Source organism: Catenibacterium mitsuokai (assembly GCF_025148785.1).
Taxonomy (GTDB): domain Bacteria; phylum Bacillota_I; class Bacilli_A; order Erysipelotrichales; family Coprobacillaceae; genus Catenibacterium; species Catenibacterium mitsuoka.
Window position 1 is genome coordinate 1,294,570 of the sequence record NZ_CP102271.1, and the last position, 12,063, is coordinate 1,306,632.

A 12,063-nucleotide genomic window follows, 5' to 3' on the forward strand; every position below is an offset into this window, starting at 1 on the left:
TCAGAACTATGTGTAGAGGATGTCCATTTGCTTTCTAAGAATGGAAGCTTTACTATCTTACAAAAAATAAAGAAGAATAACAAAACAACCTTTCAAGCATCATCAGGGTTGGGAGGGTTTCATACAGTTATGCAACATTCTTAATAAACGACAGCATTATCAACAGTGGATTCGTCAAGTGAGTTTTCTTTCACCCAAATGCAAATATAAGTGATACGTTAATCACTTGCAGCAAAGAATTGACGTTGTGCTGCAGGGACGATTTTTAACCTGTCACTTGCAGTAATTTCGACAGTATCTCCATCAATGATAGTAGTTCCTTTTCCAGCAATAATTCCATAGATTTCTTCATTATTTCTATGAGAATGAACGAAAGGAACACCTGCACCAGCAGGAAGAGAATTAATACTTACTTCAGCACCAGTTAAAGAAAATGCTTCATGAAGTTTTGTACGACCTTCATTACCAACATTGGTTTTTGTATAGTTTGACATTTGAATTACCTCCATTTTTATTAGCAACCTTGTTGCTTGAGTATAGTATAATCATTTATACACTCTAAAAAAAGTACGCACCTTTTTGTAACTGTACATAACAAAATGAATATACTATAATATTTTTGAAATGAGGTGATTGCATATGAAGACAAAAAAGGAACTTCCAGAATGTCCTGTTGCAACATCAGTGTCTTTAATTGGTGGTAAATGAAAGCTATTGATCATAAGAAATTTAAAAAGTCGTCCATGGAGATTCAATGAACTTCAAAGAGATTTAGATGGAATTTCTCAAAAAGTACTAACTGATAGTCTGAGGCAGATGATAGATGATGGCCTTGTTTATAGAAATGATTATCATGAGAATCCACCAAGAGTTGATTATGGACTGACTGATCTTGGAAAAGAGATGATGTCGATTATTGATGCATTGGCAGATTTCGGAAATTATTATAAAACAATTGTTGATTAAGCCTAAGACTCCTTATCACTGAATTTAGTTCGAGTGATGAGGAGTTTTTTTACACTTATCTTTAAATATTTACCTACATTTTTATTTTATCCTTCGCAAGAGTTTTTCTCTTTCATTTTTTACCATATAACAGCAAAAAAAGGCGTTACAAATAATATGAATTGTTTTCAAGTCAATGAACTAAAAAGAACAGCTCAACACAAAGCTTATTGTGAAAAAGACTGGGAATGGTAGTCGGATTGACTGGGTATGAGTAGAAAATCAAAAAAGAGACTATCATTGCGATAAGTCTCTTTTTGATTCTTTCTTCAAAAGATGAAAATCACTTAGGGCTATATACCTTTTTTAGGAAAAATCACAGAATTATTTTCATATTTTGCTTCAAAAGTTGCCTGGATAGAAAGCTTCATAAATAGTTTTCTGTCTACATCGCTGACCATAACAGATGTATGAGCCTGACATCCTTTTAGATTAGGAAGCTGTTCCAATGCTTTCTGAGCATTTGGATCAGAAGCTGCGCTGACAGATAATGCAATCAACACTTCGTCCATATGTAAACGTGGGTTTTTGCTTCCAAGATACTGTGTTTTTAAAGTCTGGATTGGTTCAATTGCTGCAGGTGAGATGACTGGCTGACTGTGTGGAATACCAGCAAGCTCTTTGAGTGCATTTAAAAGGAGTGCTGCGCAAGGACCAAGGAGGTCTGTAGTCTTACCTGTGATCATGCGGCCATCTGCAAGCTCTAATGCAGCAGCAGGAGCTTCTGTTTCTTCTGCACGAGAAAGAGCAACGTCAACAACAGGGCGATCGTGGACAGTAATACCCGCCTGGTTCATAAGCATCTCAATTTTATATACTTCTTCCTCAGAACATTTACCTGCAAGAGCACGTCTTCTTGCATCATAGTAGCGACGGATGATTTCCTGGCATGAAGCATCCTTACATGCATCATCGTCACAAATACAGTTTCCGGCCATGTTAACCCCCATATCTGTAGGAGAGTTATAAGGACTCTGTCCATAAATACGCTGGAACATTGCTTTAAGTACTGGGAAGATCTCTACATCACGGTTATAGTTGACTGTTGTTTTTCCATAAGCTTCTAAGTGGAAAGGATCAATCATATTTACATCGTTAAGGTCTGCAGTTGCAGCTTCATATGCAAGGTTAACTGGGTGCTTCAATGGGATATTCCAAATAGGGAATGTTTCGAATTTAGCATAGCCAGCACAGATGCCTCTTTTATGCTCATGGTAGAGCTGGGAAAGACAGACTGCCATTTTTCCACTTCCAGGTCCAGGTGCAGTAACAACAATGAGTGGACGAGATGTTTCGATAAACTCATTCTTTCCATAACCTTCATCACTAACAATATGTGGAATATTAGAAGGGTACCCTTCAATCGGATAATGAAGATATACCTTAATGCCAAGCTTCTCTAATTTGTTTTTAAATAAGGAAGCACTCTGCTGTCCACTGTACTTTGTAATAACGACACTTCCTACAAACAGACCATGTTCTTCAAAAATAGACATCAATCGAAGGACATCTACATCATAAGTGATGCCAAGATCTCCGCGTACTTTATTCTTTTCGATATCCTCTGCGCTGATAACAATCACAATCTCAGCCTGGTCGCTAAGCTGCATTAACATACGCATCTTAGAATCTGGCTGGAATCCTGGGAGTACACGAGATGCATGGAAGTCATCAAACAGTTTTCCACCAAACTCTAGGTAGAGCTTGTTGTCAAATTGAGCAATGCGTTCGCGAATATGAGCAGACTGCATCTGCAAATATTTTTCATTATCAAATCCTATGTTCATCATTCTATCCTCTTTCCTATAATTTTATTTTTAAACAGTTCATTCTATATTGAACCAACATTTAAAACTACCGTCTAACAATATACTACGGAATATGGGAAGTTTACAATCTTTTTATAATCTTTTTTAAACTACTCTAAAGTGAAAAGTTAAATTCCACTTTAGGCGGGTCAAAGTTGCGTTTAGTCTTTCACATCTTTCCAGTTGATTTTACTCTTACAGTTGAATTTACTTTTACACCTTCAATAGTTGAATTTTCTCCTTCAGGTATATAATTACCGTGATGTCTGTTTCTCTATTTCATGAAAGGCTGATTATCATGGCTAAATCAAATAAGAATTTACATCTTACTCTTTCAGAAAGACAAATCATTGAGAGAGGGATAGAAAATGGTGCTACCAAGGCTTCTATCGCTGCAACTCTTGGGAAGGATAAATCAACTATAGGCAAAGAAATAAAGGCACATAGAAAACATTCACATTACTGCAGTTTTGATCCTGCATGTGCCAACAAGGACAGATGCAAGCATCATCATGTATGTAAGGATTGTGCTGATTTGGTAGTTTTTAAATGCAAGCGAAGAGACAGATCTCCTATGCCTGCAACGGGTGTCCTAAATTCCAGCACTGTAGATTTGACAAGTTCACATATTCTGCGATCTCGCCAATAAGGAATATATGGCTGATCTCATTGAATCAAGAGAAGGAATAAACATGACATACAGCGAACTTAAGGCTTTAGCTGATGTCATTGTCCCTCTTGTTAAGAAGGGTCATTCACCATATCGATCATCACTTCTCATCCTGAACTGAATATTTCTGAAAAGACATTATACAATTACATAGAATCTGGCGTATTTAGACAGTTCGGCCTGCTTGATATTGACTTAAGAGTCAAGACAAGAAGAATATCAAAGAAGGATTCTGTCAAATATAAAAAAAGAGAAGACAGAAAGTTCCTGATAGGCCGCACCTATAAGGATTTCATCTCATATACTGACGATCATGACAACGTTAGTATTGTCGAGATGGATACCGTCTACAATGGGCAAAGCGGTCCTTCATGCAGACTTTTAAGTTCCTGTCTTACTCTTTCATGTTCATTATATACCATGAAGAGAAGACTGCAAAGGCTATGGTTGAAGGCGCAGCCCTTCTTGAATCAATATTAGGAAAAAACCTTTTTGTAAAGGAAGTGGAGGTCATCAAGACAGATAGAGGTACTGAATTCTCAGATGCAGATGGACTAGAAAAGGACAATGATGGCAGCATGAGGACTCATGTCTTTTACTGTGATCCTATGCAATCATGCCAGAAAGGAAGTCTTGAGAACAACCACAAAGAGATACGTTACATATGCCCTAAAGAAGCAGATCTCAAGGATCTCGGTTTTGATTCACAGGAGAAGGCTAACCTCATGGCATCCCACATCAATTCCCAGCCAAAGGAGAACCTAAAAGGAAAGTCACCGCTGGAGATGATGGAGTTCCTAAGTCCAGATTTATATAAGAAATTCATAGAATTTGGAATCAAGAAAATAGAAAATGATGAAATAATTTTAAAACCATATTTATTAAAAGAAGATAACTAAAATCATTCGGAGAATGTATGAAACATGAGATGCAGACTGACAATAGCACATGCAGTTAAAGTGGAATTTAGTCTTACACCCGAAAAAAATGAACGAAATTCCATAGCTTTATTGTGCCTTAAAATACAATGATTTCTGTGATTAAAGTCACACTTCTTATATACGTATGACTAATTTCCATTTCTAAAACAAAAAGAATATCAGACTTAATATCCGATATTCTTATGAAAACATTATCCTGAACGAGTAAATTCCACATTTGTTTCGTTCTGTTTTAAAGTGGAATTTAACTTTTCACTTTAGCTTTTTTAAACTACTTGTTTAATACTAAAATTGTATTTGAATCTCCAAAAACACAGGTGAGTGAAAATTAAATTTCATAAACACCGATTAAACGGCGTTCTTGAAGATGAACCGGCCACATGGATTTTCAATCTGTTCTATAATTGGATTAGAAATCAGATGGAGGTATTCCTGACTGTTATGATTTATGCATTCACATAACAGAATATCAGTGCAGAAAAATAATAGAGTTGTATCAGCAGTAAAATATGGTATTTTGATGACGTTAGCATTTGGAATTACGTGTTGTATACTACGTCAGTTTATAGAGTAACCAATGGCATCATTTTTCTCTACAGATACAGCATCTATTAATTCAACAGGGCAATGGTTTTAAGCAATATGTTTCTGTAGTAGATAGAAAGCAAAAAAATCTAAATTAGAGGTGATTTAATGAATGAACTATGGGATAGGATTATAGAAGATTATAAAATAGCAAGAGAATGTCTAGTGTATTCAAAGAAAAAAGATTGCTGGACACGTCAAGAAGACAAAGGAATGTATCATTTATGGTCAGCATATTATGCAGCTATAAATGCAGAGGAAAAGAATCATTTATATTATGCAAGAGTTTTATCATTGATGGGATGGGAAATGTATCCTAAAAGTTCTAACTATGAATTGTTGAATAAGTATTATAAGCCAGCGATGGAACAATATGATCTTGCATTGAAGGAAAATCCACACTGTGCTTATCCTAAAGAAATAGAGAATGTTAGAAAAAGTTATGAATACTATAAATACACTGTTGAAAAAAGTAAAATAAGAACTGATGCAGATTATTATAACGCGATTAAATTACTAGAAGGTCATGAATGTTTAGATGAATTTTCATTTCATGATAGCAAGTTCATCAGTTTAGAATGTAATGATCAATCAGCCGTATTGAAGCTACAAGATGGCGATATTTATCATTTTGAGTTCAGTAATATTTATGATATAGAGATGAATTGTGATCCACTTACAGCATATGTAAATGATTTTGCTATATATCAAGCTGCACCTGATTTGGAAACTATTGTATTTGATATAGAGTTTTTAAAAATCATTTGTAAGAATATCAAGGTATATAAATGATTATGATATTGACTTGATTTTTGAAAAATGAAAACGGATGACAACCAATTCGGCAACTTGACCATTTAAAGAGGTTGCAAACAGTGAATTAGATCTGAAGAAAATAATCGATTAAATAGGAGGTTAGAAAAATATAAAATGAACGAACATAGAATTAATTTTAGCCCAACAGGTTGAACTGAAAAAGTAGCAAATACAATAACAAAATTCTGGAACAAAGTGAAAGACATAGACCTTTCAAAAACTGATTTGGATTTTAGTTTCATTTCATTAAGAATAGAGGACATGCCGTGATTGCCATGTCTTCTTTTGGTGGAGTAGCACCACAGCTTGCATTAGAATGGCTTGCTAAGATTAAAGGTAATCAGTATAACTGTGTAATTGTTGCTATATACGGAAACAGAGCTTATGAGAATACGCTTGTACTGATGGAAGATTATGCTGTTATAGCAAGTTTTCAAGTGATTGCGACTATATCGGCAGTTGCGGCAATGGCAAAAAAAGGCTTAATCAGTCAGAAAAGAATGTGAATTGTTCATATAAATTGGAAGTTGTTGAACTGTTATGGATAGAGTCAAGAAATACCTACAGAGATCATTTTTTATCAGTCATAGACGAATAGTTATATCATGAATATTTCTGCTCCGCACTTCTCTTAAATCGTTACCTGTATATTTTTTTGTGGGGAGAAGTAGTCGTTTAAAAAAGAAAAATGAATAAATTTCTACTTATTCTAGTGCAGCAGAATACTCAACAACTGTTGCTTCTGTAAATGATCGGCAAGACAGTATTGAACTGATGCTAAAAAGCTACATATGGGATTAACCACTTTGGTAGCCTAGAGCTTGTTAAGAATTTGCAGTGTAATTGTTAGATTTTTTACTAAATTATTTTGATTGTAAATTTGAGTGCTATGGAAATTGCATTAATAAAATCGAAACTTTTAAGAAAAACTATAGTGTAAAGTATTTTAAGTTATTAAAGGAGAAAAAATAATGAAACCAATTATAGACTATGATGCCAATAAGTTGTTGTACCCTATTTTTAAAAGCATGGCTATTGATTCTGATGGAAACAAATATATGCGTTTGTCTGAACATATGGCTATGGATGTAAATACAGGGAAAATTCATGCAATATCTTCTTGGCCAAAGGATAAATAAAAGAAATAATTTCTAATAAGCAAATTGATCCTTATTATCGGATTAAGTTGCAATAGTAAAGAATTTGAATTATTAATGCCTATATTAGTTTTTGTCTGATATCAGCAATTCTTATTTCTGTTAAAAACATATCTGATGCAATATTCAAGATTACTGTCATTTCACGGGGGGCTTCACTGTTCGAATCAGAACTAGAATATGTTGAATCATTTCTATAAAAAGCATCTAATATAACACTGATTATTGGTATTATATTTTCAGATATGCAAGCCCATTAACGCTAATTAATCTGCAAGTAGCAGACTCATCAAGAAGAAGTTTCCAGAGATCTGTAAATTCCTTTGAAAGGAGATGTTCTAGTCACCGAGTTTCTATCTACTGACCACAGGTCTTGTGATGGTAGAAATCATCCAGCAATACATACAATCTCAGGAAAGCAAGGATGACAAACAAGACAAAAAGGTACAGACTGTATCCAAATGCTGATTAGAGAATTATGTTTGCGAAGACCTTCGACCGCTATCGAAAGGTCTATAATTTCATGCTTAACGATAAGATTGAAAGCTACAAGGAGACTGGCAAGTTTGTTTGTGTGACACCTTCCAAGTATAAGAAGGATTATCCCTTCCTTAAGGAAGGGGATAGTCTTGCACTTGCCAATGTTCAATTGAATCAGCAGGCTGCATTTAGAAATCATTTCAATAATTTATGTAAGAAGCAGACGTCTTTCCAAGATTGAAGTCTGCAAAGCACAATAGAAAGTCATATACTACAAATAATCAGAAGGGTACTATAGCTATCATTGGAAACAGTATAAAACTTCCTAAGGTAGGAAGAGTGAAGGCAGTTATCTATAAGCATCCTGAGGCTGACTGGATCATCAAGTCTGCCACATTTTTAATCTTAGCATCATCAAATTGAGTGAACCATCTATGGATTGACCTATTGGAAACTCCTTGATTATCAGCAACCTGTTGAAAAGTAAGTTCAGAGTGATTCTTTCTATATTGAACTGCATCCAATTTAAACTGTTTGTACTTGGTTATTATATTGAATTGCTCTATGTGAGGCGAAACGAAAACGAAGAATAATTCTGTTTTTAGGTATATACAATGCTCTATTGAAATTATAAAGGAGGCAATGTGATATGAGTAAAGAAGTAATAAGGGAAACGTCCGAGTGGAGACCGTTTTCAGACTTAAACCTAGTACAGCGCAATATTTCTGGTCTTGGATACAACAAGGACTATATTGAAGAACATGGTCTTAATGATACAAAGATATTCCATTGTACAAACATGGTAACGGGTGTTATGTGTTATTTTGAGCCACTTGAAGTTCAGATAGTTGATAATGAGGTTTTTTGGAGATATAACGAGAATCTAGTTCATATGAAGGCACCCGAAAAGTTTGAAACGCAATTTGGGACTTTTTACAATCATAATCATGGTGAATTTACAAGCTGGCTTGGAAAAGATAATTACCATGGTCTGCTTGAGAAAGAAGAAATAAACAGTTTATTTGGGCGTGCTGATTTTTTTGTTGAAGGAAATTATTGTGATATGTTTGATTGTGGAGAATACTCGTATGCTATTTCCAACTTGATGCATCTGGGACTTGGAACCTTCAAAATCATAAGGATCAATAAAAAACTCGAAGCTGTCGCTATTTATGAAAATTATCACAATAACAAGCATACCAGACTTGAATATGAAGGACGTTTTCAAAATACAGAAGGGTATGTTGTCATAGCCAGTGGTTCTCGAGAATTAGAGAACGATGGAGATAGGCGAAAATATCAGGACATTACAATCCTGTTTCAAATTTCTGGAAGTGGAAAGTGCATAAAGAGTTGTGAGTGGGACTTTTCAATTTCCTCTGCAAACAGTATGGTTATAAAGGGTGATTATGTATATTTCGGGCAAAATAAAATGATAACCCGTTTAAATATACAATCAGGAGAGACAGTTTTCTTTACTAACAAAACAGATGAAGAAATTGCTGCTCTTGTAAATATATGGCGATAAGAGAGTTTATATGGGATGGACAGAACGTAAAGAGATACTTACATCATTTAAAAGTATTATGAATTACATAGAAAAGGAAGACTCTTTTCACGACTATCGAATCGGAACCATTCATTATTTAGAGAACGAGGTGGAATTGACAATTGAGGAAGTAATTCCTGGAGCGAAGATTCAGGATAGCACAGGATTTGTATGGGATTTTCATTTTAAGGGAGTTACTTTTTTCAAAATATCAGTAGATATTGTTATGGGATTTTGGATTTGGGAAGTGACACATGGAAATTAGCCAAATGAAATAGCATTTAACCTTAATTCGGGTTTTGTCAGTGTTGCTGCCGAATATATCGAATTCGGAATACCATCACTGGAAGAATGAAATATGGTGAAACATGGTCGAATATTATAATTAGTACAATGTCGATAAGAAGAAGTACATTTGTCTTGGTGATTTTGATTACGGAAACAAGTTATATGTTTCAATGTGCAAGGATAATCTATCACTTCACTTTCTTCAAACATCCTTGGCAAAAGAACAGAAACGAATAGGGTAGTTATGATAGGATTCTTGGATGATATCAGGAATAGTGAAAACCTGATATATAATAAGAGAAATATTATAAATACTATAGCTGTATTGTTTTTTAGAATAGCAGTAGTGACTTTTTCAAAATATTTAGATTTTTGCCAAGTTGAACTTCCAAATATGCTTATGACAATAGATACTGCATTGGATGTCCATAGTTTTATTGGACGCTTTGCAATCTAGGTATTTATTGCATTGTGTTTTTTATTTACAGCAACTCTACGATAAGAATAGGTATTAATGCTTTTTGTTGGAATGGGGCTAGTTACTATTTGTGTTCAAACTATATTGCAAGATTTTTTTCCTTAGAAGTTATGCAATGTTTTGGCTTGGATTCACTGAAATAGAGAATAGTATGGATTCCTCCTAAATAATAAAAATACCCCTCCAGGCAGGGAGGTGGTTATGCAGGTTTGCGATACTTTTAATGGATGACAGCGTCATCAGCTGTGAAACCGCCAAGTGAGTTTTCTTTTACCTGAATACAAATATAAGTGATGCCTGAATCGCTAGCCGCAAAGAATTGACGCTTTGCAGCAGGACTGATTTTTAACCAGTCACCAGCAACAATCTCGATTGTTTTATTATCGATGGTAGCAGTTCCTTTTCCAGAAATTACACCATAGATTTCCTCGTTGTTCTTATGGGAATGAACGAAAGGAACACCTGCACCGGCAGGAAGAGAATTAATACTTACTTCAGCACCAGTTAAAGAAAGTGCTTCATGAAGTTCCATGCGTCCTTCATTACCAATATTTGTTTTTGTGTAGTTTGACATTTGAATTACCTCCATTTTTATTTGCAACTTTGTTGCTTGATAATAGTTTAATCAGTTACACTTGCTTAAACAAGTACGCACATTTTTGTAACTGTACACAACAAAATGAATGCGTTATTATATAAATGGAATGAGGTGACAACATATGAAGACACGAGAAGAACTTCCAGAATGTCCGGTTGCAACTGCTGTATCTCTTATAGGTGGAAAATGGAAGCTTTTAATAATACGAAATCTAAAAAATCGTCCATGGAGATTCAATGAACTTCAGAGAGATTTAGAAGGTATTTCTCAAAAGGTACTTACTGATAGTTTAAGACAAATGATTGATGACGGCCTTGTGTATAGAAATGATTATCATGAGAATCCTCCAAGAGTGGATTATGGTTTAACAGATCTTGGAAGAGAAATGCTACCTATTATTGATGCATTAGCGGATTTTGGTGATTATTATAAAACGATTGTTGATTAAAAGAAAAGACTCCACATCACCGGATTAGTTTTGGTGGTGAGAAGTTTTTGTTTTTATGTGCATCTTTCAACACCTACCTTAAGTCAGGATTCCAATGCAATGGTTCAGTAGGTTGGCCAAATTGTTATTTGCTTAAGCTAGCACTTTATAAGAGTCTCATTACTCAAGTACAAGTGGAAAAGATGGTTATAAACACCGTATATACTCCAGTAGATATGCCAATTCCAACATTTTTGTCTGTATGTAATTCGGGACTATTTACAGGCGAGTTATATGGAATAATCGTGGCAAGAAATCTACGGAAGTATGGTTATGTGAATTTTGATGCTTGTAGTACATTCTCTTAATCTACTAAGTATCTGGATTCATAGAACTAAGGAAGAGTTTGAATTTTTGGAATATCAAGAATTATTAAAAGAACTTGAAGAAGATTGAGAGTGGGAAATAATAGGTCACTTTGCCTGGCGGCGATATTCCTAAGGCTGTAAAAAGAAAATATAATCGAGTATTTTGAGTGGATTGACACATTCTAGTTTTTGAAACGGAGAAATCGTAATTTGAAGAGGTGATAAGATGGATTTTAGACAAGCTGTCATGCAAGATTTGCCACAATTAAAAGATATGTATAAACGAATTATTAAAAACATGAATGAACAGAATATTCAAATTTGGGATGACATTTATCCTTGTGAATTTTTTGAGGACGATATAAAAAATAATAAACTCTATATTTTGCTGAACAATGGAGAAATAGTATCTGCATTTGTTTTGTCTGATACAAACTCAGGAGAAACTGCAGTTGAATGGAATGATAATCATGCAAAAGCTGTATATATTGATAGACTAGGTGTAAATATTAAATATTTAAAAAAAGGTTTAGGTAGCCTAATGCTTGATAAAGCAAAAGAAATTGCAAAAACACTTAATGCTGAGTATCTTAGACTTTTTGTGGTAGATATCAATATACCAGCAATTCAACTGTATACTAAAAAAGAGTTTGTAAAGGTTAATGGTGTTTACAATGAGATATTTGATGATGGCTTTGTATTGCATGAGCATGGTTATGAAATAAAACTTTAATAAGAATTATAGATTTCTGTTTGTAAGACAGTATACTTTTTATCAATAGATTTGACTAATCGTTAAAAAGTGCAAATTCCCGTAATTCGGGGTAGTTTATAATATAACTACAAAAGCACCATTAAGGTGCTTTTGTTATGAAGCATGTATTTACATTATA

Annotated in this window: 12 protein-coding genes and 2 pseudogenes; 11 read left to right on the forward strand and 3 right to left on the reverse strand. The window is 34.3% G+C overall.

The window, feature by feature from the left end; all coding sequences use genetic code 11:
* Nucleotides 1–218: 218 nt before the first annotated feature.
* Entirely contained in the window at nucleotides 219–494 is a 276-nt protein-coding gene (locus tag NQ499_RS06435; RefSeq protein WP_238319889.1) for a cupin domain-containing protein, read from the reverse strand.
* 220 nt (nucleotides 495–714) lie between these two features.
* Between NQ499_RS06435 and NQ499_RS06440 the strand changes: the two genes are divergently transcribed.
* Nucleotides 715–966, forward strand: coding sequence for a winged helix-turn-helix transcriptional regulator (locus tag NQ499_RS06440; RefSeq protein ID WP_006506477.1), 252 nt, complete (start codon nucleotides 715–717; stop codon nucleotides 964–966).
* Between the two features lie 332 nt (nucleotides 967–1,298).
* Here NQ499_RS06440 and NQ499_RS06445 read toward each other — a convergent pair whose 3' ends face one another.
* Complete coding sequence (locus tag NQ499_RS06445; RefSeq protein ID WP_006506475.1) at nucleotides 1,299–2,795, reverse strand: DUF1846 domain-containing protein; 1,497 nt, start codon at nucleotides 2,793–2,795, stop codon at nucleotides 1,299–1,301.
* 316 nt (nucleotides 2,796–3,111) lie between these two features.
* On the opposite strand from NQ499_RS06445, the pseudogene NQ499_RS13750 reads away from it, so the two are divergent.
* From NQ499_RS13750 to NQ499_RS06490, 8 genes and pseudogenes are all read left to right on the forward strand, one after another.
* A pseudogene (locus NQ499_RS13750) lies at nucleotides 3,112–4,382 on the forward strand (transposase).
* Nucleotides 4,383–5,117: 735 nt separating this feature from the next.
* On the forward strand, nucleotides 5,118–5,801 hold the full coding sequence (locus tag NQ499_RS06465; RefSeq protein WP_006507200.1) for a hypothetical protein: 684 nt from the start codon (nucleotides 5,118–5,120) through the stop codon (nucleotides 5,799–5,801).
* 290 nt (nucleotides 5,802–6,091) lie between these two features.
* Nucleotides 6,092–6,331: a hypothetical protein gene (locus NQ499_RS06470; protein WP_050772232.1), complete on the forward strand. Its 240-nt coding sequence runs from the start codon at nucleotides 6,092–6,094 to the stop codon at nucleotides 6,329–6,331.
* Nucleotides 6,332–6,796: 465 nt separating this feature from the next.
* Nucleotides 6,797–6,964 carry a hypothetical protein gene (locus NQ499_RS06475; RefSeq protein ID WP_006507198.1) on the forward strand — a complete coding sequence of 56 codons (168 nt, stop codon included), beginning with the start codon at nucleotides 6,797–6,799 and terminating at the stop codon, nucleotides 6,962–6,964.
* A gap of 496 nt (nucleotides 6,965–7,460) precedes the next feature.
* Nucleotides 7,461–7,505 (forward strand): annotated as a pseudogene (locus NQ499_RS13675) (hypothetical protein); the annotation flags it as partial.
* The gene (locus NQ499_RS06480; protein WP_050772231.1) at nucleotides 7,506–7,703 is read left to right on the forward strand and encodes a hypothetical protein; all 198 of its coding nucleotides are present in this window, start codon (nucleotides 7,506–7,508) and stop codon (nucleotides 7,701–7,703) included.
* A gap of 408 nt (nucleotides 7,704–8,111) precedes the next feature.
* Entirely contained in the window at nucleotides 8,112–8,990 is an 879-nt protein-coding gene (locus tag NQ499_RS06485; RefSeq protein WP_006507195.1) for a hypothetical protein, read from the forward strand.
* A gap of 10 nt (nucleotides 8,991–9,000) precedes the next feature.
* Complete coding sequence (locus NQ499_RS06490) at nucleotides 9,001–9,276, forward strand: hypothetical protein (RefSeq protein ID WP_006507194.1); 276 nt, start codon at nucleotides 9,001–9,003, stop codon at nucleotides 9,274–9,276.
* Nucleotides 9,277–9,997: 721 nt separating this feature from the next.
* On the opposite strand, the gene NQ499_RS06495 is transcribed toward NQ499_RS06490, so the two are convergent.
* Entirely contained in the window at nucleotides 9,998–10,351 is a 354-nt protein-coding gene (locus tag NQ499_RS06495) for a cupin domain-containing protein (RefSeq protein WP_040390282.1), read from the reverse strand.
* A 145-nt stretch (nucleotides 10,352–10,496) separates the two neighbouring features.
* On the opposite strand from NQ499_RS06495, the gene NQ499_RS06500 reads away from it, so the two are divergent.
* A complete protein-coding gene (locus NQ499_RS06500) occupies nucleotides 10,497–10,823 on the forward strand; it encodes a winged helix-turn-helix transcriptional regulator (RefSeq protein ID WP_006507190.1) in 327 nt (108 codons plus the stop codon).
* A gap of 573 nt (nucleotides 10,824–11,396) precedes the next feature.
* Entirely contained in the window at nucleotides 11,397–11,903 is a 507-nt protein-coding gene (locus NQ499_RS06505; protein ID WP_259848784.1) for a GNAT family N-acetyltransferase, read from the forward strand.
* The last annotated feature ends 160 nt before the right edge of the window (nucleotides 11,904–12,063 follow it).